Below are 22561 nucleotides of genomic sequence, written 5' to 3'. Positions count from 1 at the left end.
CGGTTCATCCAAAAAACAGGTAAGCGACGCCAATTGCAGCGCAGATGCCGGCAAAGTCGGCAATCAGGCCCGCCGTGATCGCGTAGCGCGTGCGCTTGATGCCGACCGAGCCGAAATACAGCGCGACGATATAAAACGTGGTGTCGGCCGAGCCCTGGAAAATGCAGGCCAGGCGGCCGACAAAGGAGTCGACGCCGTAGGTTTTCATGGCGTCGATCATCATCGCTTTCGAGCCACTGCCCGACAGCGGTTTCATCAGCGCGGTCGGCAGGGCCGGGATGAATTCGGTGCGCAAACCCAGGTTCACAAACAAGGTGTCCAGGAAGCCGACAATAAAGCCCAGCACGCCCGAATTGCGGATGACGCTGATCGCCACCAGCATGCCGACCAGGTAGGGAATGATGGTCAGCGAGGTCTGGATGCCGCCCTTGGCCCCTTCGATAAAGGCGTCATACACGTTCTCGCCCTTGCGCATGCAGCCGACGATGAAAATGATGATGATCGAGAACAGGATCAGGTTGCTCGATACCTTGGACACCAACTCGATCTGCGGCTTGGTCAGGTATTGCGTAAAGTAAAAAATAAGGGCGCAGATAGCAGCCGTCATGCCGCCCAGCCAGCCCAGCACGACGCGATTGAGCAGGTTGATGCGCTGCTTGATCGATACCACCACGATGCCGGTTACGGTGGCGACATAGGTGGCGATCATGCACGGGATAAAAATGTCGGACGGATCGGCCGCGTGCAGGATCGCGCGCTGCGCCATGATGGCCAGTGGAATCAGGGTCAGGCCCGAGGTATGCAGCACCAGAAACATGATCTGGGCATTGCTCGCTTCTTCCTTGATGGGGTTGAGCGTCTGCAAGCTTTCCATCGCCTTCAAACCGAAGGGCGTGGCAGCGTTGTCCAGGCCGAGCAGGTTGGCCGAAAAGTTCATCACCATGTGGCCGGTGGCCGGATGGTCTTTCGGCACGTCGGGGAAGATGCGCGAGAAAAACGGGGAGATCACGCGCGCCAGCCAGCCCACGGCGCCCGCCTTTTCGCCAATGTTCATGATGCCCAGCCACAAGGTCATCACGCCGGCCAGCGGCAGCGCAATGTCCATGACGCCCATCTTGGCGGACTCGAAGGTGCCGTCGATAATTTTTTTGAAAATCTCGGTGTCGCCCAAAAACAGCCACTGCAGCAGCGCGGCCACGAAGCCGACCAGGAAAAAGCCAGACCAGATGTAATTAAGTGCCATGTCGCTACTATCTATAAAGTAAGTGTGCCAATGGTGCAGCGTGAGTATAGGCGTAGCTTGCCAGTAATTGATGAATGTATGCAGTTTCGGTATGTAAAAAATTGAGACGGGGCACGGGCTCGCATATCATGTGGCGACTACCTCAGGGACCGACCATGCCGATCAGCCGCCGTTTTGCCGCCCTCCTCATAGCTGCCACCACCGCTGCCGCCGCCTTTGCCGCAGCGCCCCCGTCGCAGGCCGCGGACAAGGTCTTGCACACCTACCTGACCACCAGCGAAACGGGACTGGACCCGGCCGTGGCGTCCGACCTCGCCAGCCTGAGCGTGCTTGAAAACCTGTTCGATCCGCTGCTGCGCTATGACTATCTGCAGCGCCCTGTCGCACTGCGCGGCAATACGGCCGCTGGCTTGCCTGTGACTGGCGAGCACGGCCTGACGTATACCTTCAAGCTCCGTCCGGGAATTTATTTCACCGCCGACCCCGCCTTCAAGGGCCAGCAGCGCGAGTTGACCGCAGCCGACTATGTTTACAGCTTGCAGCGGCTGTACGACCCGGCGCTCAAGTCGCCCTGGCTGTCGCTGTTCGAGGGCAAGATCGCCGGCGATGAAGCACTCAAACAAAACTTCAGCTACGCCACCCGGATCGCTGGCCTGCAGGCAATCGACCGCTACACGCTGCGCATCCGTCTGTCCAAGCCGGACAATAATTTCCTGTTTTACCTGGCCACGCCCGCCGCCGGCGTGGTGGCGCGCGAAGTGATTGACGCCTATCCCGGCCAGGCCGGCAACCATCCGGTGGGCACCGGCCCTTTCATGGTGGGCGAGTGGAAACGCAGCGACAAGATCGTGCTGCTGGCTAACCCGCAGGCGTCGCCGAAGCCTTTGCTGGACCGGGTGGAGATCAAGATTGCCGAAGAATTCCAGGGCCGCGTGCTCGGCTTTCTCAAGGGCGATTACGACTACCTCGAGCAGGTGCCCGAATCGATGACCGACATGGTGATCAGCAACGGCAAGCTCAAGAGCGATCTGGCCGCGCGCGGCATGCAACTGACCCGCTTTCCCGTGCTGCAGACCTATTACATGTGGATGAACATGGAAGACAGCGTCATCGGCGGCTACACCAAGGAAAAAGTGGCGCTGCGGCGCGCCATTGCGCTCAGCTACAACAGCGAGGAAGATATCAGCCTGCTCAAAAAAGGCTTTGCGCTGCGCGCCGAGTCGCCGCTGCCGCCCAATGTGCTGGGCTACGATCCGGCCTACCGCAGCCCCGTGTCGTACAACAAGGCAATGGCGCAGGCCTTGCTGGAGCGCTTCGGCTACCGCCAGCGCGATGCGGACGGCTTTCGGCGCGGCCCGCAAGGCGAAGCGCTCACTTTGAACATGCACAGCGAAGCGACGGTCGGCGGGCGATTGCGCGACGAACTGTGGCGCAAAAACCTGAATGCCATCGGCTTGCGCGTGGCGTTCAAGACCGACAAGAAGCCGGAGATCATCAAGGCGTCGCGGCTGGGCAAGGTGCAAATGTTCGAAAGTAACTGGATTGCGGATTTTCCCGATGGCGACAATTTCTACCAGTTGTTGTACGGACCCAACAGCGGACGCGCCAACTATGCGCGCTTCAACCTTCCCGCCTACAACCAGCGCTACGAGCAGGCACGCGCGCTGCCCGATTCGCCGGCGCGCCAGGCCCTGTATGGCGAGATGAATCAGCTGATCCATGCCTACAACCCATGGGTGCCGCTAACCCATCCTATCTCGGCCGATATCCGCCATCCGTGGCTTAAAAACTACGTTCGCCACCCGGTGGAATTGACCACCTGGCGCTATCTCGATATAGATGTTGACCAACGCCAGCGCGCGCTCCAGCGCCAGTAAAGCGTCCTGTGGCGTGCGCCATTGCTGAAATCGGCATGTCATATTTGTCGGTATTGTCAAAACTGAAGGAGGACTGCCGTGAAGTTGACCAAGCTCGCGCACGTGATCGCCCTGATCGGCATTGCCGGATCGGCCGTCGCCCAGGAGGCGGCGCCCATGGAGCGCGTTGAAATCACCGGCAGCAGCATCAAGCGCATTGCCCGCGAGGGTGCGCTGCCGCTGGAAATCATTTCGCGCCGCCAGCTTGAGGAGCAAGGCATTGTCAACGCCGAACAATTGATCGCCACCCTCAACGTGAATGGCAACGGGTCCGACAACCTGGCCAGCAATGCCGACGTGACCTCGGGCGCCCAGCGCGGCAACAACGGCGCCTCGTCGGCCAATCTGCGCGGCCAGGGATCGGACAATACCTTGATTTTGCTCAATGGCCGGCGCGTGGCGACTCACGGCATGAAAGCGTCCGCGGTCGACCTCAATGCCATTCCCTTTGCGGCCGTCGAGCGGGTCGAGGTGCTCAAGGATGGTGCCTCGGCCATTTACGGCACCGACGCGATTGGCGGCGTCATCAACTTCATTCTCAAGAAAAACTACAAGGGGCTCGAAGCGCAAGCCTTTACCGACGTCACCGAAGCGGGCGGCGGCAACATCACCCGCTACCAGGTCACGGGCGGTTTTGGCGACCTGCAAGAGCAGGGCTACAATTTTCTGCTGGCCGCTTCCACCAGCAAAAACAAGGCCTTGCGGGGCGACCAGCGCGACTTCGTCAACACCTTCCAGCCCGAGCGCGGCCTCTCGCCCGACACCCGCGGCGCGCCGTTTGCCAATGTGTTTGCCACCACGCTTGGTGACACGATTTTCAGCCGCCGCAGCAACACCGGCCCCACGCTGGCCGGCGGCACCCAAGGCTACTCGGCCGTGAGCCTGCTCGACTTGCCCCGCGGCGCCGGCTGCGCCTCGGTTGACGGCATGGGGCCGTACGATGAAAAGCTGTGGGACACAGCCTCGGCCGCCTATGGCTGCGCCTACGACACGGGCCGCGCGGCGGTGCTGCAGCAACCCGTCAAGAACGACAATTTTGTCGCGCGCGCCACTTTTGACCTCAAAGGCCACAACTTGTTTGCCGAAGTAGTGGGTTCGCAGACCGATGTGGCCAAGCGCTTTTCGTCCAACCAGGTGTCGCCGGGCGCGCTTACCTTCCCGGCGAGCTCGTTTTACCCGTCCACTGGCGCGGCCTACAACGCGGTGTTCAATCAGCTCGTGGCCGTGTTCCCGTCCATTGCCGCCAACCGCGGCTTGCCGATCGCCTACCGCTGGCGCTGCATGGATTGCGGCAACCGCGAAATCGTCACCGAGAGCCGAGCGGGACGCGTGCAGCTGGGCGCCGACGGCCAGTTCGGCCGTTTCGACTACAAGGCGGGGCTGGGGCGTGCCTTCAGCGAATCGGAGTCGACCTTGGGCCAGGGCTACAACTACACGGCGGCGCTGGCTGCGGCGCTGGGCACCGACGTCATCAACCCCTTTCTTGCGCCCGGCGAGCGGCAGTCGCAAGCCGCACTGGATTTGATCAACAGTACCTCGGCGGCGGGGGTGGTGCTGTATGGCGGGCGCACCACCACCACCACCTTCGACGCGTCGCTGTCGGGCGACATTTACAAGCTGCCGGCGGGCGCTGTCATGGCGGCGGTGGGCATGGACATCCGCAAGGAAGCGTACAAATTCAATGGCGACCTGCGCGCCGCAACTACGCGCCCGGTGATTCTGAATGCGCCCTTCGACGACGTCAACGCCCTCGACAAGGTCAGCCGCACCATCCGCGCCCTGTATGCAGAAGTCCTCATTCCCGTTACGCGCGCGCTGGAACTGACTGCCGCCGTGCGGCGCGACGACTATTCGGACTTTGGCGTGACCGTCAACCCCAAGGTCTCGTTTCGCTACCAGCCGATCGAGCAGGTGCTGTTTCGCGGCTCGTACAACGAAGGCTTTCGCGCGCCATCCTTCAGCCAGCTGTTCGGCGGCCGCACCGAATCGGCGTATGTGGGGCGCGACCTGGCCGACCCGGCCACCTGCGCCAGCGGCAAGGTAGACAGCACCGTGGCCGGCTGCGCAGCGGCCAACCCCGTCATCCTCACGGGCGGGCGTGCCACGCTGGCGCCGGAAACGGCCAAGCAGGGATCGATCGGCGTGGTGTTCGAGCCGATGCCGGCCTTCTCGGCCAGCCTGGACCTGTGGGAGATCCGCAAGAGCGACACCATTCGCGCGCTGCCGCTGTCGACCATGCTGGCCAACTACGCCTTGATCCCCGAGCGTTTTGAGCGCGACGCGGCCGGGACGCTGGTCTCCATCGACCAGCGTTTCGCCAACACCGGTTCGAGCATCACGCGCGGCATCGAAGCGGGCGCGCGCACCAACGGCAAGCTGTGGGAAGGCGCGTGGGGAGCGGGCATCGACGGCTCCTACCTGCTGCGCAAAAAGAACCGGCCCGTGCCCGACGCGCCTTTCGGCGGCAGCGAGGTGGGCGTGTTCACCTTTACCGGCGACCTGGGGCTGAAGTGGAAGCACACCGCCTACGTCAGCTACAAGCGCGGCAACTGGAGCGGCCTGTTCCAGAACATCTACCGGCGCGGCTACCAGGACCAGGTGCTGCCCGGCGTCGCCAGCGGGCGCGTCACCCCGGCAAACTACGATCCCAAGGTGGATGCGTACTCGATCTTCCACGCCAGCGCCACCTGGAGCGCCATCAAGAACCTGACGCTCACGGTCGGCGTCAAGAACCTGTTCGACAAGGATCCGCCGTTCGCGATCACTTACGACAGCAATACGGGCGCGGGCAGCTCGTGGGAGCCGCGCGTGGCCGACCCGCGCGGACGTTCTTTCACCCTGATGGCGAACTATAAATTCCTCTGAGTGCTATAGTCGGCCCGGTGGCAGGCACGCGCCTGCCACCGGGCTTTTTTTTGTCTTTTTTTAGACGTTTTACGGCAGGCAGCCATGTCCAGCAGCGAGAAGATCACACGGCGCGCGTTCGCCGCACTGGCGGCAGCGGCGGCTGGGGCTTCGGCGCTGCCGGCCGCAGCGCATGCGCCTTCGCGCGCCGTGCACAGACGCCTCATCAAGCCGCCGCGCCTGCGTTTTGGCGACACCATCGCGCTGGTGGCCCCCGGCGGGCATACCGATGACGAGGCGATTCGGCGTGCAGTGCACAAGATCGGGCAGCTTGGCTTTCGGGTGCGCGAAGGCGCCCACCTGCGCGCCGTGCATGGCAATTATGCCGGCTCGGTGCAGCAGCGCTGCGACGACCTGCACGCCATGTTTCGCGACCCCGACGTCAAGGCCATCTGGTGCATCCGGGGCGGCTCGGGTTGCATCTCTCTGCTGTCCTCGCTCAACTACCGGCTGATCCGGGCCCACCCGAAGATCCTGATTGGTTACTCGGACATCACTGCCTTGCACCTGGCGATCCACCGGCACGCGGCGCTGGTGACGTTTCATGGCCCGGTGGCCGGGTCCGGGCCGTCCGACTACACCAACACGCACATGCTGGCCGTGCTGATGGAGCCGCAGCCAACATATACCATTCCGATGGCGCTTGAGAACGCGGCGCGCGCGCTGGCCGAACCGCAGTACGCGGTGCGCACCGCCAGCCACGGGCAGGCCAGCGGACGGCTGATCGGCGGGAATTTGAGCCTGGTCAGCGCGCTGGCCGGAACGCCGTATGCGGCCGACTTCAGGGGCGCGCTGCTGTTTCTCGAGGAAGTGAACGAAGCGCCGTACCGGATCGACCGCTGGATGACGCAGCTCGATTTGGCAGTCGGGTTACGCCGTGCTGCGGCGGTGATGGTGGGTATCTGCGAAAACTGCGTGCCCAATGACGGCGAGACCTCGCTCACGCTCGCCGAGACGCTCGACATTCATCTCAAGGCGCTGGTGGTGCCGGCGGTGAGCGGTTATTCGTTTGGGCATATCCGGCACCAGTTCACGCTGCCGATGGGGATCATGGCGCGCCTGGACACGCTTAGGCAGACCGTGACGCTGCTCGAGCCAGCCGTGACCTGACCCATATAGATTCTCATACCGTAGGGCGCAAAAGCGCAGCGCATTGCGCCGTTGCGTCGCCGACGGCTCATGGCGCAATGCGCTGCGCTTTTGCGCCCTACGGTTTCAATGCGAAACGATCTGCGACAGGACGGAATACGCCGGCCCGGTCTGCGGCTGTTCCAGCAATACCGTCAGCTCCGAGAACGTGCACATCATCGTCACCACGCTGATTTTATTCCACGCCAGCTTCTTGAGTACCGCGTGGTAAATCCCCGGTGTCTTGAGCGTTTCGGGATTCAGGCGCAAGGTCAGCGCCGTCAAGTTGTCGACCCGCGCGATATGGCGCTCGGTGACAAAGGCCGACTCCACCACGTTCATCAAGGGACGGCTGCACACCACCAGCATTTCGTGCACGCCGCGGGTGACGGAGACAAACCGGTCTGGATGGCGTTCGGCGAGCGCCAGCAGCTTGCGCTGGCACTCGTTGCTGTTGTCCGAGAGGCGGTAGGTGACCAGGGTCAGTTCGGTGCGCGTGGTTAGTTCGCCCATGCGCGGCGCGAGCATGATCGGCTTGACTTCGCCCGGCTGCGGCATGCGTTCGGACAGGCGCCGCAGCGCCATCACGACGGCCGCCTGGCCGACGGGCTTCCACAAGTCCGATTCCAGCTGGGGGCGCAGCTGGCGCGCCAGCTCCGAGAGGTTAATCAGTCCGAGCGACATTCCCTCGGTCAGAAACGCAGATTCCGACACTATTTGCTCGACTTTGGTGGCGATCGAAAGCATGTCTTTTCAGTCCTCAAATGGAGACGGCTCCGCTGGTCCGCGCAGCGTGCAAAGTCACTGGGACGTGGCATGCCGCCAGAGAGTGGCGCCTGGTTACCGTGGGTGCATTGATGGAAGCGCAGGCCGGCGTACCGGCGGCTACGCCCTAGCTGGACCTGGAAACGTTCGAGGGATACTGTCGCAAGCCGATCGGCGAAGGTGGTGATAAATAGTCGTACCGAGTTGATGAAGACGTCATGTTTTTCCCGTTAACTAAAGTGCGCTGTCTACGGAGTGTGCCCCGTGCGCTTTTTATCAATGTCGCCTGCATATGTATTGCGGCAACTTGATTTGAGTGTAGTCCGCTTCTTAGGAAAAACGCAATCGAATTGATGGTGCAAATCTATCGAATTGTTTCATTTCCGCACGGCTGGCTGTCATTACGGAAAAGACTAATTGTCATAAAACATTGTCATATTGATCTAGATCAACAAAACATTCGCAATGCAATTGCCAACATTACTATCTAGTTGCAATGTAAAAATGTCTATAACTGAACACATTGCATTGACCTGACTCAATTGATTAGTTTTGTTGACTTGCGCCATTGTTGGGAACAATATCAAATCCCTCGCGTTCTCCGGATCACAAAGCTGGCGCACTCGGGTAGCCGCCACGCTCAAGTGGCACTATAAAAATCACATACAACAATGATTATTCTTGGAGCAATAATGAACTTTCGGAAAACAATTCTTGCCGCATCGATCGCAGTCGTCCCACTGTTGATGGCCAATGCAGCGATCGCTGCCGGCCCGATGATGGCAGCACCAGCAGCTCAAGCGTCTCCACAAGAAAACGCTACGCTGGTTGCGAAACTGGCCGCCACCCGCGGCGCGCACGGCCTCGACCAGAACCATGGCTTTGCCGTGGCAGCCCAGCACCCAGGTGCGGCCGGCGAGAAGATCACCCGCGCAGCACACACCTACAAGGGCGTGCGCGTATGGAAGTCGGAGTCGGTAGTCGTCACCGACGCATCGGGCAACATCGTCAGCGAGTCCTCGTCGGACCGCCGCGCAGGCCTGGGTAACGGTTCGGCCAACACGCTGGGCGCTGGCACCGGCGACTTCGATGTCAAGCCTGCCATCGCCGGCACCGCCGCGATCGACACCGTCGTGCGCAAAGTCGCACCGGGCGCGTCGCACCACGCGCCGCCGAGCGCTGAACTGATCATCTTCCCGATCATCTCGCAAGTGCGCGTTGCCGGCGCCGAAGGCAAAACCGAAGCCGAACTCAATGCAGTCGATGTCGTTGAAAAAGTCACCGGCTACGAGCTGGCCTACGTCGTCAAGACGCGCATGACCAAGGGCGACAAGGCGATCTACCATGACAGCATCGTCAGCGCCAAGTCCGGCAAGATCCTCAAGCAGTGGACTTCGCTGCAAACCGTGGTCGGCACCGGCAAGAGCCAGTACAACGGTTCCGTGCCAATCAACACCACGCTGTCGGGCACGACTTACAGCATGAAAGACGCATCGCGCGGCACGGGCGGCACCTACGGCGGCATGGCCATCACCAACGCCAACCACACCACCAGCGCCGGTTCGATCTACACCAACACCACCAACACCTGGGGTGACGGCCTGCAGTACGTTGCCGGCGGCAGCACCACCAATGCCAACGGCCAGACCGCGGCCGTGAACGCCATGTGGGGCCTGATGAACACCTACGACACGCTGAAAAACGTGCTCGGCTGGTCTTCGCTTGACGGTAACAACACCGCGACCTACATCGCCGCGCACGTCAACACCGCCTACGACAATGCCTACTACAGCGACACCTGCAAGTGCATGTTCATCGGCGACGGCGGCACCGGCTTCAACAGCCTCGGTTCGATCGACGTGATCGGCCACGAAATGGGCCACGGCGTGACCGATGCCACTTCCGGCCTGATCTACGATGGCGAATCGGGCGGCCTGAACGAGTCGAACTCGGACATCACCGGCGAAATGGTGGAAGCCTATGCACGCGCAGGCGGCACCGGCACCAGCATTCCTGCCACCGGCAACGACTGGATGATGGGTAAAGAGATCGCCAAGGATGGTCAGCCATTGCGCTGGCTGTACAAGCCAAGCCTTGACGGCAGCAGCCCGAACGCCTGGAGCAGCTCGATCAGCGGCATCGACGTCCACCTGAGCAGCGGTCCTAACAACCGCATGTTCTACTTCCTGTCGCAAGGCTCGAACGCGACGTCGTCGTCGAACTACTACTCGCAGTACCTGACCAAGCAGCCGCTGGCGATGACCGGTATCGGCAACGACAAGGCGTTCCGTATCTGGTTCAAGGCCAACACCACGCTGTTTACCGCCTCGACCAACTACGCCGATGCACGCACCAAGGTGCTGGCAGCTGCGAACTCGCTGTATGGCGCAGGCAGCAAGGAATCGATCGCCGTCCAGCGTGCCTACGCTGCGATTAACGTCGGCGCCGACGTCCCTGAAACCCCAATTGGCGGCGCATTGACGATTTCGTCGCAGCCAGCCAGCAAAACCGTCACCGCCGGTTCGGCCGCGTCGTTCTCGGTCACCGCGACCGGCGGCACCGCGCCGTACAAGTACCAGTGGACGCGCGGCGGCGTAGCAATTGCCGGCGCAACGTCGGCCACGTACAGCCTGACCGCGCAAGCGAGCGACAACGGCGCCGTGTTCGCTGTCAAGGTGACCGATTCGGCCACCTCGCCAACGACGGCAACGAGCTCGAACGCCACCCTGACGGTCGGCACCACGCCTCCTCCAGGCGGCGAACGCATCGTCAACGGCGGCTTTGAAGTCGGTACCGCTCCTTGGGCCGGCACCACCGGTGTGATCGGCGCGTACGCCGGCCAAAGCGCAGCCGACGGCACCCGCTTCGCCTGGCTTGGCGGTAACGGTGCAACCGCGACCGAAACGCTGACCCAGTCGTTCTCGATTCCGTCGACCGCAGCTTCGGCCAACCTGACGTTCTCGTTGCACATCGATACGGCAGAAACGACCACCAGCACGGCTTACGACAAGCTGGTAGTGACGGTGAAAAACTCGGCTGGCACCACGCTCGGCACCCTGGCGACCTATAGCAATCTGAACAAGGCTGCCGGCTACCAGACCCGTTCGTTCAGCCTGCTGGCCTACAAAGGCCAGACCGTCACGCTGTCGTTTGCAATGACGGAAGATTCGTCGCAGCAAACCTCGTTCGTGGTTGACAAGGTCAGCGTGCTGACGAACTAAGTTCTTGTTGGGAAGGGGCCGATCCTGGCCCCTGTTTCACTGCCCTTGTTTCAGATAGCTCCGGCCTTGGCCGGGGCTATTTTCGTTTCTGGGGTACCCGTTTCGCCAAACTGATGTGGCACAATCGGACTACCGACCAATAAAAAAGGACCACCCATGGCAAGTATCAAAGGTTTCCTGCTGCAGGCAGCGTTCGCCGCGCTGTTGACTACCCCGCTGGCCCAGGCCCAGCCCCCGTCCCCGCACGCGACGGCCAAGCCGCAGCAATACCTGTACATGCTGCGCGTGGCCGCCCATCTGCAGGACCAGTCGAAATGGAGCGACAAGGAAAAGGCCGCGGCGGCCAGGCACTTCGAACGGCTGAAAAAAGCTACTGCCGAGGGCAAGGTGATTCTCGCCGGGCGCACCACAGAAGCGCTCGACAAGACATTCGGTCTGGTGATCTTTGAAGCGGACAGCGAAGCTGCCGCCAAGGCATTCATGGAAGGCGACCCGGCGGTCATGGCCGGCGTGATGACGGCCACCTTGCATCCCTACTCGGTGGCCCTTGAGCGCAAGCGCTAAGTCAGATCTTGCGCGTCATGAAGGTGTGGGCGAGCGATGTGCCGTCGATGCGGAACAGGTCCGCCATCTCGCCGGTGCGGGTGAAACCGCAGCGCGCATAAAGGGCGATGGCCGGTGCGTTCGCCGACAGCACGTCCAGATCGATCCATGCGATCTTCTGGTCCCGGGCCCATGCTGCGGCCACGCCGACCAGCTGCGCGCCCAGACCTTGCTGGCGGTGGTCGCGGTGCACGCCCATGCCCAGCAGGGCGCGGTGCGCGGATACGGCCTCAGGACGGGCGCGCAAGTCCACGTGGCCGGCAATGCTGCCATCGGTGGCAAACGCCAGCCACGGCCGGCGCCAGCCAGGCTGGCCCACCGGGATGCCGATGCCATTGCGCATACCCGCTTGCGTCTCTGGCGGCAAGCCTGATGCGCTGCGCGGCATCGGCATGAACAGTGCGGTGCCGTCCCTGCCGTTGTCCGACAAATGGTCGTTCAGGTACGCGAAAAAGGCCGGCAGATCGGCGCCGGTGGCGGCGCGAATCGGGTACGTCATCGGGCTCGTTCGCGCGTCACAGCGCGCGCGCAATCAGGATTTTCTGGATGTCGCTGGTGCCTTCATAAATCTGGCACACGCGCACATCGCGATAGATGCGCTCGACCGGGAAGTCGCTCACATACCCGTAGCCGCCGTGAACCTGGATCGCGTCCGAGCAGACCCGTTCGGCCATTTCGGAGGCGAACAGCTTGGCCATCGCCGCCTCTTTCAGGCATGGCAGGCCGGCATCCTTCATCGATGCCGCATGGGCGATCAACTGGCGCGCCGCTTCGATTTGGGTGGCCATGTCGGCCAGCCGGAACTGCACCGCCTGGTGCTCGAAGATCGCCTTGCCAAAGCTCTCGCGCTCGCGGGCATAGGTAAGCGCCGCCTCGTAGGCCGCGCGCGCCATGCCGACCGCCTGCGAGGCGATGCCGATGCGTCCACCTTCCAGGCCCGACAGCGCGATCTTGTAGCCCTGGCCTTCAAGGCCGATCAGATTTTCAAGCGGGATGCGGCAGTTCTCGAACAGGATCTGCGCGGTGTCCGACGAGTGCTGGCCCATCTTCTGTTCCAGGCCTGCCACGATATAGCCGGGGTTGGAGGTCGGCACCCAGAACGCGCTGATGCCTTTCTTGCCGGCCGCCTTGTCGGTCACTGCCAACACAATCGCCACATCGGCGTATTTGCCGCTGGTGATGAACTGCTTGGTGCCGTTGATGACGTACTCGTCGCCGTCGCGCACGGCAGTGGTGCGCAGCGCCGACGCATCGCTGCCGGTGTGCGGCTCGGTGAGCGCAAAGGCCCCCAGCATCTGGCCCTGGGCCAGCGGACGCAGCCACTTTTCCTTCTGCGCGTCGTTCGCGTACATCATCGCGATCGAGCACACCGGGCAGTTGTTGACCGAGATGATGGTCGAGGTGCCGCCGTCGCCGGCCGCAATTTCCTCGAGCACCAGCGCCAGCGACACATAGTCCAGGCCCGCGCCGCCCAGTTCCTCGGGCACGGCCACGCCAAAGGCGCCCAGGGCAGCCAGTTCCTTGAGCTCGTCCTTGGGGAAGTAGTGTTCCTTGTCCCAGCGGGCCGCGTTGGGCGCCAGGCGCTCCTGCGAAAAGGTACGCAATGCGTCGCGGATCATCTGGTGTTCGTCGGTCAGTATCATGGGTCTCGTTTTCTGTGGCTGTGGCAGTGGCTTACCAGGGTATTGGGGTGCCGTCGTAGTTCAAAAATGTGCCGTTGGCGGCAGGGAGCGCGCCGGCCAGCGTGCTGCGCATGCCCGTTACGCTGACGTCGACCTCGAGTTCGGCGCCGGCGCCGCCCATGTCGGTCTTGACCCAGCCGGGGTGAAAGGCGATGCAGGTCGCGCCCTGGGGGCCGAAGGCGACGGCGGTGTCGGCCAGCACCGAATTCAGCGCCGCCTTGCTGGCGCGGTACAGCGTGGCATTCGAGGCGCTGCGATCGCCAATCGATCCCATGTGGGATGACAGGACCGCCAGCTTGCCGTTGGCGCTGCACACCAGCGGCGCGATGACCGGCAGCACGCGCATTGCGGCAAACACGTTGGTGTGCATGACGAGGTCGAATTCTTCCTGCGTCGGAAAGCTCGCGCGCGGGCCGAAGGCGCCGGCGTTGAAGAAGGCGACGTCGAGTTTTTCGCCGTCCAGGTTCCAGCCCAGGGCGGCGATCGATTCGGCGCTGGTGACGTCGAGCTGGTAGGCGTGGCATTCCATGGCGACGAGCTTCTTGCAGTCTTTTTCAGTGCGGGCGGTGGCGATGACGCGCCAGCCGTCGGCCTTGTACTGGCGCGCCAGTTCGAGGCCGATGCCGCGCGAGGCGCCGATGATGAGGGCTGTTGGCATAGGGTGTCCCGGTTAAAAAAAGCGTTTCGACGGCTCGTGGCGCAATGCGCTTTGCTTTTTCGCCCTACGAAAATAGATTCCCGTAGGGCGGAAAAGCGCCAGCGCATTGCGCCATGCGCCGCCCGTGGCTTACGCCATTTCGATGGCCATGGCGGTTGCTTCACCACCCCCGATGCACAGCGACGCCACGCCCTTCTTGCCGCCGGTTTTTTTCAAGGCACCCAGCAAGGTGACGATGATGCGCGCGCCGGAAGCGCCGATCGGATGGCCCAGCGCGCACGCGCCGCCATGAATATTGACCTTGCTGTGCGGGATATCCAGGTCATGCATGGCCGCCATCGGCACCACGGCAAAGGCTTCGTTGATCTCGAACAGGTCAACGTCCGACGCTTTCCAGCCGGTCTTGGCAAACAGCTTTTTCATCGCATCGACCGGCGCGGTCGTGAACAGATTGGGCGCCTGCGCAAACGTGGCGTGGCCGACGATCTTGGCGATTACTTCCAGGCCCAATTCCTTGGCCTTCGATTCACGCATCAGCACCAGCGCCGCGGCGCCGTCGTTGATCGACGACGACGAGGCAGCGGTAATGGTGCCATCCTTGGCGAACGCCGCGCGCAGCGTCGGGATCTTGTCCAGCTTGGCCTTGAGCGGGCCTTCGTCGGCTTCCACGACGGTGTCGCCGCCGCGGCTGCTCACCGTCACCGGCGCCATTTCCCACTTGAAGCTGCCGTCCTTGGCGGCGGCCTGGGCGCGCTGCACCGACGCGATCGCGAACGCATCTTGCGCTTCGCGCGTGAACGCATACTTGGCCGCGCACTCTTCGCCAAAGGTGCCCATCGAGCGGCCTTCGCCGGTCTTTTCGTTGCGCGAATAGGCGTCTTCCAGGCCGTCGTACATCATGTGGTCGAACATCATGCCGTGCCCGATGCGCTGGCCACCGCGGGCCTTGGGCAGCAGGTAGGGCGCGTTGGTCATCGACTCCATGCCGCCGGCGACGATGATGTCGGCGCTGCCGGCGACGATGGCATCATGGGCGAAGATGGTGGCTTGCATCGCGGCGCCGCACATTTTGGACAGCGTCACAGCGCCGGCCGACAGTGGCAGGCCGGCCTTGATCGCGGCCTGGCGCGCGGGCGCCTGGCCCTGGCCGGCCATCAGGCAGTTGCCCATGTAGACGTGTTCGACCAGCTTGGGGTCGAGCTTGGCGCGCTCGACCGCGGCGGCAATCGCGACCGCGCCCAGCTCATTGGCGGACTTGGATGAAAAATCGCCTTGAAAGGCGCCCATTGGCGTGCGGGCTGCGCCGACGATAACGACTGGATCATTCATTGTTCAGGTTCTCCAAATAGGTTGGCAGATTGACTGCCGGGGTGACGGTGGTTGTCGTGTGACTTGTCGTGTGACTAAAGCGGATGTGCTGCGGATACGGGAACACGTCGTCGACGTGGCCGTCCACGATGCGCTGCTTGCGCGCCTGCCAGAAGTCGCGCGTCAGCAAGTCGGCATGGTGCAGCATGAAGTACTTGCGGATCTTGGCGTTGCCCAGCAAAAAGCGGCCGAACTGTTCGGGGAAAACATCGTGCTTGCCGATCGTGTACCACGGCTCGGCCGACATTTCTTCTTCCTCGGTGCGCGCTTCGGGAATGTCGCGGAAAATGCAGTCGGTGATGTATTCGATCTCGTCGTAGTCGTAGAAGACCACGCGGCCATGGCGGGTGACGCCGAAGTTTTTGTACAACATATCGCCGGGGAAAATGTTCGCGGCGACCAATTCCTTGATGGCATTGCCGTACTCGAGGATGCCGTGTTCGATCAACGCTTCCTTGCCATCTTTTTCCGCGTTTGCCAGGAACATGTTCAGCGGTACCATGCGCCGTTCGATGTACAGGTGGCGGATGATGATGCGGTCTTCCTCGTACTCGACCAGCGATGGCGCGTGGTGCATCAGTTCGGCAATCAATTCCTCGGAAAAGCGCTCGAGCGGAAAGGCGACGTTGGAATACTCGAGCGTGTCGGCCATGCGGCCCACGCGGTCGTGGTTCTTGACCAGCAAGTATTTTTCCTTGATCTGGGCGCGCGTGGTTTCCTTGGGCGCCGGGAAAAAATCCTTGATGACCTTGAACACGTACGGGAACGATGGCAGCGCGAACACCAGCATCACCAGGCCGCGAATGCCGGGTGCGATTTCAAAGCGGTCGGAAGTGTGCTTGAGGTGCTGCAGGTAATCGCGGTAAAACAGCGTCTTGCCCTGCTTTTGCAGGCCGAGCACGGTGTAGATTTCGCTGCGCGGCTTGCGCGGCAGTAGCGTGCGCAAAAATTGCACATAGGCCGAGGGCACTTCCATGTCCACCAGGAAGTAAGCGCGCGTAAACGAAAACAGGATGGTGATTTGTTCGTGGTCGAACAGCACCGTATCGAGCACCAACTGGCCGTGGCGGTTGTGCAGAATCGGCACCACGAACGGGTATTCCCGGTTGCCGTTGATGCCCTTGCCGACAATGTAAGCGCCCTTGTTGCGGAAAAACAGGCTGGACAGTACCTGGATCTGGTGGTTGGGCTCGATGGTTTCGTTGCCGAAGAGCGCTTTCAGGCGTGCTTCCACCTGGCCGATGTCGCGGTCGAGGTTGGCAAACGGGCAGTTCAGCTGGAAATTGGTGACGATCCGTTTCAACGCGAAGCGCAGGCCATCCTTGGACGGGTAATACACGCGGTAGGTCGGCAGCAACTCCTCGGTTTCAATGTATTCGGTGGAGACGACCGGACGCACGAAGATGAAATCGTTGTGGAAATAAGTGCGGTGCAAGATGTTGCAGCAGACTGAATTGAAGAAGGTTTCGGCTAGTTCGGGCTGCTTGTGGTCGGAGAGCATGCCGATATAGTGCAGCTTGAGTTCGCGCCAGACTTCGTCGGTCAGCTCGCCATTGTCGTATTCGTCTTCGAGCAGTTGCACGCATTCCTGTACGCGCTGGTCGTAAAAGCCGATGCGCTCGCGCGCGGCCTGTTGCGCGACCACCCAGGAACCGGTTTCAAAGTGGCGCTTTGCGGTCTGGCTGGTCTGGCGGAACAGGCGGTAGTGCTTGTCGAAACCGTCGAGGATGGTGCGGGCAATATCGAACGCTATCTGGGAAGACAGCAGTTTGGGGAACGCAACTTGTGTCATCGGGCTTCTCGATAGGGACGGCTAGGGAACGGCTATTCTATAAGATGGGCTGATGCAACGGGCGGTTGAGGTCGTCGTCGGCGCTATGGCGGATTGCATCCGCCCTACGAAAGCCTTCCGTGGGGCGGATGCAATCGGCCAATGCGTCACCTTACTTGGTCTCTGAAAACAACTCGCGGCCAATCAACATGCGCCGAATCTCACTCGTGCCCGCGCCGATTTCGTAGAGCTTCGCGTCACGCCACAGGCGTCCCACAGGATACTCATTGATATAGCCATTGCCGCCCAGCGCCTGAATCGCTTCGCCCGCCATCCAGGTTGCCTTTTCGGCGCTGTACAAAATGGCGCCGGCGGCATCCTTGCGCAGGTTGCGGATCGCTTCCGGCGTCTTGGCCCGGTCGCACGCCTGGCCGACCGCGTAGACGTACGCCTTGCACGCCATCATGGTGGAATACATGTCCGCCAGCTTTCCCTGCATCAGCTGGAATTCGCCGATCGGCTGGCCGAACTGCTTGCGGTCGTGAATATACGGGACCACGGCATCCATGCACGCGGACATGATGCCCAGCGGACCGCCCGACAGCACGGTGCGCTCGAAATCCAGGCCCGACATCAGCACATTGACACCCTTGCCCAGTCCGCCGAGTACGTTTTCGGCGGGCACTTCGCAATCCTGGAATACCAGTTCGCCCGTGTGCGAGCCGCGCATGCCCAGCTTGTCGAGCTTTTGCGCGATCGAAAAGCCCTTGAAACCCTTTTCGATGAGGAATGCCGTCATGCCCTTGGGGCCGGCTTCGAGGTCGCTCTTGGCGTACACCACCAGCACGTCCGCGTCCGGGCCGTTGGTGATCCACATCTTGGTGCCGTTTAGCACCCAGCGGTCACCCTTGAAGTCGGCGCGCAATTTCATGCTCACGACATCGGAACCGGCGTTCGGCTCGGACATGGCGAGCGCGCCAATGTACTCGCCGGAAATGAGCTTGGGCAAGTACTTCTGCTTCTGTTCTTCGGTGCCGTTGCGCTTGATCTGGTTCACGCACAGGTTCGAGTGGGCGCCGTACGACAGGCCGACCGACGCGGACGCGCGCGAAATTTCTTCCATGGCAATGATGTGCGCCAAGTAGCCCATCTGGGCGCCGCCGTACTGTTCGTCGACCGTGATGCCGAGCACGCCCAGGTCGCCCATCTTGCGCCACAAGTCCATCGGGAACTGGTCGCTGCGGTCGATTTCGGCTGCACGCGGCGCGATTTCGGCGGCGGCGAACTGTTGCACGGTTTCGCGCAGTGCGGCGATGTCTTCGCCGTGGTCAAAGGTCAGGCCTGGAAGATGCAGCATTGTCGTCCTCGATGGGGTTCGGAAAAGGAAAAGTTAATCATACCGATGTTTGACGTTTACGTAAACGTAAAGCAGGCCTACGCCGTTTCGCCGTTCTTGGCCGACTCGGCCAGCATGCGCTTGCATTCATCCTCATGGGCGACGATCTCGGCCAACGCCATCTCGATATCGATCCGCTGCTGCTCGAGCGTGGCGCGCTGAGCCGCGAGCACACCGAGAAAACGGTTCATCTGCGCAACCGTATCTTTGGGAGACTCATACATGTCGACGATACTCTTGATCTCCGACAAAGTCAGCCCGAGGCGCTTGCCGCGCAGCGTCAGCTTCAGATGGGTGCGGTCGCGCGGGGTGTAGACCCGGTTGCGCCCGCCCACGCCTTCGCGCTTGGGGCAGAGCAAGCCCTGGTCTTCGTAAAAACGGATGGCGCGCGCGGTGATGTCGAATTCGCGTGACAGTTCGGCAATGGTGTAAGTACGCATGGGCAGCGGGATAGGAGCGGTTGGGGGCTGGAAAGCAAATCGCTTAGAATTGGCGCTTCGCTTCCCGTCGGGGTTCTTGTTTAGGTTCCGTTAACGTCAACGTCAAGCACATTGTAGCGCGCCCGCCGCCAGTCCGACCGAAAGATCGACCATGAACCATCTTGAAGCCCAGCTCGCCTATCCCTTTGGCGACACCGTGCCGGATATCGGCGCCGTCCTCCCCATCGCACCAGGGTTGCACTGGCTGCGCATGCCGCTGCCGTTTGCGCTCGACCATATCAACCTGTGGCTGATCGCCGACGGCCACAGCGCTGCAGCGCCCTGGTGCGCTGTGGATTGCGGGGTGGCGACTGACGCCACGCGCGATGCGTGGGAGCAAGTGCTTACTATCGAAGTCGGTGGCGCAGGCTTGTCGCGCGTGATCGCCACCCATTGCCATCCGGATCACGTGGGACTGTCGGACTGGCTGTGCAAAAAATTCAACGTCCCATTCCTGGCCACTGCCGCCGAGTATGCTTTTGCCCGCATGATGTCAGCCGCCTTGCCCGGCGTGGACGGAACCGCCGCCATCCCCCACTTCGAGCGCCACGGCCTGGTGGACATGGTGCTGCGCGACCAGATGGCCGAGCGGCGCAATTACTATCCGTCCCTGGTGCCTGCCGTTCCGCTGGCCTACACGCGCTTGCAAGATGGCGACCAGCTCGCCATTGGCGATCATTCCTGGCGCGTGATCACCGGCTTTGGCCACTCGCCCGAGCACGCGGCGCTGTATTGCGCTGCCTTGAACGTGCTCATTTCAGGGGACATGGTGCTGCCGCGTATTTCCACCAACGTCTCGGTATTCGCCATCGAGCCTGAAGGCAATCCCTTGCAGCAATATCTCGATTCGCTGGGCAAATTCAAGAATTTGCCGGCCGACACGCTGGTATTGCCGTCGCATGGGCGACCGTTCCAGGGCTTGCATACACGCATTGCGCAATTGCGCGAGCACCATGGTGCGCGCCTGGCTGAAGTCATGCAGGCTTGCCGCACGCCGCAGAGCGCCGTCGACATCGTGCCGCTGATGTTCCGCCGCCCGCTGGACGCACACACGCTGACCTTTGCGCTGGGCGAGGCGCTGGCGCACCTGCACAAGCTCTGGTTCGATGGTTTGTTGCGCCGCGTAATCGGGGACGATGGGATCATCCGATTCCATCTGACCTAAGACAAACTGTGGATTTGTGCGTGGCGCTCCGTTTTCAGATTCTCTCTACACTGAGTCCTTGGCTTTCCACGGGCGAGCCAGCGCCTGAAAACCAGGCATATATATTTGCTGAGCAACGAGTACCGAACTCCATAAGGTGTTTCGCGTCCACTTTTTTTCGCCACATTGTGACATTCGTTCCGCGTTTTTTCACAATTGGCGCTAACCTTCAAGAGACTGACTTTCATGACGTTGCGTGAAATAGTGCCACCCATGAATTCATTTAACGAACGTGAGAGTTTCAGCGAACGCTTGCAGCAAGCGCTGAAGAACGCCCATTACTCACCTGACAGTCCAACCCGCCTGGCGCGGGAATTTAACATTCGCTTCGATGGACGTCCCATCACAGTACATGCAGCCCGCAAATGGCTGGTAGGAGAGGCTATTCCCACGCAGGAGAAACTGCGCATGATCGCCCAATGGCTCGGCGTACCCGCCGAGTGGCTGCGCTTTGGCGGCGCAGAAAGTGCCGCGCCCGGCAGCGACGCGGGCAGCGCCTTGTCACGGTTTGAGTCCGCCGATGTTAAATTAATTGCCGATTTGCAGCGATTAGATGAACATCATCGTCAAATTGCACGTGAATTTATTCGGATGCTTGTACGAATAAACTACCAAAAGTAGTGGTCTTGTTGCGCTACCATCACCGGTCGCAAGACCGTCTCACGCTCCCGGGGCATCAAGTTTTTGCTATTTCAGCTACAATTTTGTGTAGATACAGTGTCGCGTACGTGAAGATGAGCATTTGCTTAATCAGAATCAACGTACGCGCAGAAATGTGAAGCACAATGTAAGGTGGTCAAAATTGTTCTGCCGGGCAATTTTGTATATTCCGCAGCACAAAACGGCGATAGTGGCTCATAATCAAAGCAGCAATAGCACATTGGCAATTTGTTACGCAACGAAGAGCGAGGATCTAGCCGTCTTATGAAAAGCAACTACAGCAACACCGCGCAACTCAAAGACCTGATGACCGTTCCGCCCATGACGGCTGCCCAGCACGCCGAAGTCATGCGCAAACGAATTGCGCACCGCAGGATGGTGGAAGAAGCGAAAGAATTAAAGAAGGCTGAATCCTGGCAGTTCGACAAGCAGTGACCTTGCACAGGCTGACCAGCAACGCCGGCGCCAGGCCTGCGCCGTCAGTGTCAGCCTGATTCAGGCAAGCGGATCGGGTTTCATGCCGGCCCAGCGCGGCGCCAGCGCATGCTCGACGCCAAACAGATCGATCACCCGGCCCACGGTGTGGTCCACCATTTCTTCGATGCTCGCCGGCTTGTGATAGAAGCTTGGCAGCGGCGGAAACACAATCCCACCCATTTCGGTCACCAGCGTCATATTGCGCAGGTGCGCCAGGTTGAACGGCGTTTCGCGCACCATCAGCACCAGGCGACGGCGCTCCTTGAGCACCACGTCGGCCGCGCGCGCGATCAAGTTGTCGGACATGCCCAGGGCCACCGAAGCCAGGGTTTTCATCGAGCAGGGGGCGATGACCATGCCATCGGACTGGAAGGAACCGCTGGCGATGGCAGCGCCGATGTCGCGGTTCTTGTGGACCACGTGGGCCATGGCCTCGACGTCGCGCCGCTGCAGGCCGGTTTCCTGGTGCAGCGTGAGGACTGCGGCGTCGGAGACCACCAGATGGGTCTCGATGCCCGGCGTGCTTGATAGTTGCTGCAGCAGGCGCACGCCATACACGGCGCCGGTAGCGCCGGTGATGGCAACGACCAGCCGCCGCAGTTTTACATCAGGCATCGATCAAGGCTTTGAGTTCGCCCGAGGCGAACATTTCGTTCATGATGTCCGAGCCGCCGATGAATTCACCCTTGACGTAGAGCTGGGGGATGGTTGGCCAGTTCGAGAAATCCTTGATTCCCTGGCGTACTTCCGGGTCTTCCAGCACGTTGACGGTGGCGATGTTCTCGACGCCGCATTCTTTCAGGATCTGGATGGCGCGGCCGGAAAAGCCGCATTGGGGGAATTGGGCGGTGCCCTTCATGAAGAGCACCACCGGGGTGCTGGTCACGGTTTCTTGGATCCAGGTTTTTACGTCGCTCATGGCTTGCCTCTGTTGGGAAATGGGGGTACGGCGTCATTTTATAAGAAAACGGGGTGGAGGGCGTAAATGGCGGCGGTGGCGGCGCAGGGTGGAAGGTGGGCTGCGCGCTTTTCCAGCTTACGAAGCTGTCATTATCGAAAAAAACCTCGGGCAACGACATCATCGCG

General features: G+C 61.4%; 19 protein-coding genes. 8 read left to right on the top strand and 11 right to left on the bottom strand.

Features of this window, described 5'->3' with window-relative positions; all coding sequences use genetic code 11:
• Positions 1-4: 4 nt before the first annotated feature.
• Positions 5-1243, bottom strand: a complete 1239-nt coding sequence (locus tag ACP7BV_RS10415; protein ID WP_426103741.1) for a nucleoside recognition domain-containing protein — start codon at positions 1241-1243, stop codon at positions 5-7.
• Between the two features lie 155 nt (positions 1244-1398).
• Here ACP7BV_RS10415 and ACP7BV_RS10410 point away from each other — a divergent pair, with 155 nt between their 5' ends.
• The 3 genes from ACP7BV_RS10410 to ACP7BV_RS10400 all read left to right on the top strand — a co-directional run bounded on the left by ACP7BV_RS10410 (position 1399) and on the right by ACP7BV_RS10400 (position 7173).
• Positions 1399-3120, top strand: coding sequence for an ABC transporter substrate-binding protein (locus tag ACP7BV_RS10410; RefSeq protein WP_426103740.1), 1722 nt, complete (start codon positions 1399-1401; stop codon positions 3118-3120).
• 78 nt (positions 3121-3198) lie between these two features.
• Positions 3199-6024 (top strand): TonB-dependent receptor domain-containing protein, encoded by a 2826-nt coding sequence (locus ACP7BV_RS10405; RefSeq protein ID WP_426103739.1) that lies wholly within the window; start codon positions 3199-3201, stop codon positions 6022-6024.
• An 84-nt stretch (positions 6025-6108) separates the two neighbouring features.
• On the top strand, positions 6109-7173 hold the full coding sequence (locus ACP7BV_RS10400) for a S66 peptidase family protein (RefSeq protein ID WP_426103738.1): 1065 nt from the start codon (positions 6109-6111) through the stop codon (positions 7171-7173).
• Between the two features lie 105 nt (positions 7174-7278).
• Here the strand turns inward: ACP7BV_RS10400 and ACP7BV_RS10395 are convergent, their stop codons facing one another.
• Positions 7279-7938 (bottom strand): hypothetical protein, encoded by a 660-nt coding sequence (locus ACP7BV_RS10395; protein WP_426103737.1) that lies wholly within the window; start codon positions 7936-7938, stop codon positions 7279-7281.
• 710 nt (positions 7939-8648) lie between these two features.
• Between ACP7BV_RS10395 and ACP7BV_RS10390 the strand changes: the two genes are divergently transcribed.
• Complete coding sequence (locus ACP7BV_RS10390) at positions 8649-11177, top strand: M4 family metallopeptidase (RefSeq protein ID WP_426103736.1); 2529 nt, start codon at positions 8649-8651, stop codon at positions 11175-11177.
• 156 nt (positions 11178-11333) lie between these two features.
• Complete coding sequence (locus ACP7BV_RS10385) at positions 11334-11741, top strand: YciI family protein (protein WP_426103735.1); 408 nt, start codon at positions 11334-11336, stop codon at positions 11739-11741.
• A 1-nt stretch (position 11742) separates the two neighbouring features.
• On the opposite strand, the gene ACP7BV_RS10380 is transcribed toward ACP7BV_RS10385, so the two are convergent.
• The 7 genes from ACP7BV_RS10380 to ACP7BV_RS10350 form a co-directional block, all read right to left on the bottom strand.
• Positions 11743-12279: a GNAT family N-acetyltransferase gene (locus tag ACP7BV_RS10380; protein WP_426103734.1), complete on the bottom strand. Its 537-nt coding sequence runs from the start codon at positions 12277-12279 to the stop codon at positions 11743-11745.
• Positions 12280-12295: 16 nt separating this feature from the next.
• Positions 12296-13423 (bottom strand): acyl-CoA dehydrogenase family protein, encoded by a 1128-nt coding sequence (locus ACP7BV_RS10375; protein WP_426103733.1) that lies wholly within the window; start codon positions 13421-13423, stop codon positions 12296-12298.
• A gap of 31 nt (positions 13424-13454) precedes the next feature.
• Positions 13455-14120: an SDR family oxidoreductase gene (locus ACP7BV_RS10370; RefSeq protein WP_426103732.1), complete on the bottom strand. Its 666-nt coding sequence runs from the start codon at positions 14118-14120 to the stop codon at positions 13455-13457.
• A 129-nt stretch (positions 14121-14249) separates the two neighbouring features.
• The gene (locus ACP7BV_RS10365; protein ID WP_426103731.1) at positions 14250-15449 is read right to left on the bottom strand and encodes an acetyl-CoA C-acyltransferase; all 1200 of its coding nucleotides are present in this window, start codon (positions 15447-15449) and stop codon (positions 14250-14252) included.
• Positions 15442-17280 carry a bifunctional isocitrate dehydrogenase kinase/phosphatase gene (gene aceK, locus ACP7BV_RS10360; RefSeq protein WP_426103730.1) on the bottom strand — a complete coding sequence of 613 codons (1839 nt, stop codon included), beginning with the start codon at positions 17278-17280 and terminating at the stop codon, positions 15442-15444. The genes ACP7BV_RS10365 and aceK overlap by 8 nt, the downstream gene beginning before the upstream one ends.
• Before the next feature lie 151 nt (positions 17281-17431).
• The gene (locus ACP7BV_RS10355; RefSeq protein WP_426103729.1) at positions 17432-18616 is read right to left on the bottom strand and encodes an isovaleryl-CoA dehydrogenase; all 1185 of its coding nucleotides are present in this window, start codon (positions 18614-18616) and stop codon (positions 17432-17434) included.
• Positions 18617-18693: 77 nt separating this feature from the next.
• A complete protein-coding gene (locus ACP7BV_RS10350) occupies positions 18694-19095 on the bottom strand; it encodes a MerR family transcriptional regulator (protein WP_426103728.1) in 402 nt (133 codons plus the stop codon).
• 151 nt (positions 19096-19246) lie between these two features.
• Between ACP7BV_RS10350 and ACP7BV_RS10345 the strand changes: the two genes are divergently transcribed.
• The 3 genes from ACP7BV_RS10345 (at position 19247) to ACP7BV_RS10335 (ending at position 21433) form a co-directional block, all read left to right on the top strand.
• The gene (locus tag ACP7BV_RS10345) at positions 19247-20299 is read left to right on the top strand and encodes an MBL fold metallo-hydrolase (protein WP_426103727.1); all 1053 of its coding nucleotides are present in this window, start codon (positions 19247-19249) and stop codon (positions 20297-20299) included.
• A gap of 225 nt (positions 20300-20524) precedes the next feature.
• On the top strand, positions 20525-20959 hold the full coding sequence (locus ACP7BV_RS10340) for a hypothetical protein (RefSeq protein WP_426103726.1): 435 nt from the start codon (positions 20525-20527) through the stop codon (positions 20957-20959).
• Positions 20960-21262: 303 nt separating this feature from the next.
• Positions 21263-21433, top strand: a complete 171-nt coding sequence (locus ACP7BV_RS10335) for a hypothetical protein (protein WP_426103725.1) — start codon at positions 21263-21265, stop codon at positions 21431-21433.
• A gap of 60 nt (positions 21434-21493) precedes the next feature.
• On the opposite strand, the gene ACP7BV_RS10330 is transcribed toward ACP7BV_RS10335, so the two are convergent.
• Positions 21494-22090, bottom strand: a complete 597-nt coding sequence (locus tag ACP7BV_RS10330) for a UbiX family flavin prenyltransferase (protein ID WP_426103724.1) — start codon at positions 22088-22090, stop codon at positions 21494-21496.
• The gene (gene grxD / locus ACP7BV_RS10325; protein WP_426103723.1) at positions 22083-22394 is read right to left on the bottom strand and encodes a Grx4 family monothiol glutaredoxin; all 312 of its coding nucleotides are present in this window, start codon (positions 22392-22394) and stop codon (positions 22083-22085) included. Before grxD ends, ACP7BV_RS10330 begins: the two co-directional genes overlap by 8 nt.
• Positions 22395-22561 lie beyond the last annotated feature (167 nt).

Origin of the sequence: Massilia sp. TSP1-1-2 (assembly GCF_049896185.1) — a bacterium.
Taxonomy (GTDB): Bacteria; Pseudomonadota; Gammaproteobacteria; order Burkholderiales; family Burkholderiaceae_D; genus Telluria_A.
This window is presented reverse-complemented; position numbering and strand designations above follow the sequence as displayed.

Coding starts and splice junctions, on each gene's coding strand:
- ACP7BV_RS10340 (WP_426103726.1), top strand. CDS start 20,525: ATGACGTTGCGTGAAATAGTGCCACCCATGAATTCATTTAACGAACGT.
- aceK (WP_426103730.1), bottom strand. CDS start 17,280: ATGACACAAGTTGCGTTCCCCAAACTGCTGTCTTCCCAGATAGCGTTC.
- grxD (WP_426103723.1), bottom strand. CDS start 22,394: ATGAGCGACGTAAAAACCTGGATCCAAGAAACCGTGACCAGCACCCCG.
- ACP7BV_RS10370 (WP_426103732.1), bottom strand. CDS start 14,120: ATGCCAACAGCCCTCATCATCGGCGCCTCGCGCGGCATCGGCCTCGAA.
- ACP7BV_RS10350 (WP_426103728.1), bottom strand. CDS start 19,095: ATGCGTACTTACACCATTGCCGAACTGTCACGCGAATTCGACATCACC.
- ACP7BV_RS10365 (WP_426103731.1), bottom strand. CDS start 15,449: ATGAATGATCCAGTCGTTATCGTCGGCGCAGCCCGCACGCCAATGGGC.
- ACP7BV_RS10345 (WP_426103727.1), top strand. CDS start 19,247: ATGAACCATCTTGAAGCCCAGCTCGCCTATCCCTTTGGCGACACCGTG.
- ACP7BV_RS10375 (WP_426103733.1), bottom strand. CDS start 13,423: ATGATACTGACCGACGAACACCAGATGATCCGCGACGCATTGCGTACC.
- ACP7BV_RS10330 (WP_426103724.1), bottom strand. CDS start 22,090: ATGCCTGATGTAAAACTGCGGCGGCTGGTCGTTGCCATCACCGGCGCT.
- ACP7BV_RS10395 (WP_426103737.1), bottom strand. CDS start 7,938: ATGCTTTCGATCGCCACCAAAGTCGAGCAAATAGTGTCGGAATCTGCG.
- ACP7BV_RS10335 (WP_426103725.1), top strand. CDS start 21,263: ATGAAAAGCAACTACAGCAACACCGCGCAACTCAAAGACCTGATGACC.
- ACP7BV_RS10385 (WP_426103735.1), top strand. CDS start 11,334: ATGGCAAGTATCAAAGGTTTCCTGCTGCAGGCAGCGTTCGCCGCGCTG.
- ACP7BV_RS10380 (WP_426103734.1), bottom strand. CDS start 12,279: ATGACGTACCCGATTCGCGCCGCCACCGGCGCCGATCTGCCGGCCTTT.
- ACP7BV_RS10415 (WP_426103741.1), bottom strand. CDS start 1,243: ATGGCACTTAATTACATCTGGTCTGGCTTTTTCCTGGTCGGCTTCGTG.
- ACP7BV_RS10410 (WP_426103740.1), top strand. CDS start 1,399: ATGCCGATCAGCCGCCGTTTTGCCGCCCTCCTCATAGCTGCCACCACC.
- ACP7BV_RS10390 (WP_426103736.1), top strand. CDS start 8,649: ATGAACTTTCGGAAAACAATTCTTGCCGCATCGATCGCAGTCGTCCCA.
- ACP7BV_RS10400 (WP_426103738.1), top strand. CDS start 6,109: ATGTCCAGCAGCGAGAAGATCACACGGCGCGCGTTCGCCGCACTGGCG.
- ACP7BV_RS10355 (WP_426103729.1), bottom strand. CDS start 18,616: ATGCTGCATCTTCCAGGCCTGACCTTTGACCACGGCGAAGACATCGCC.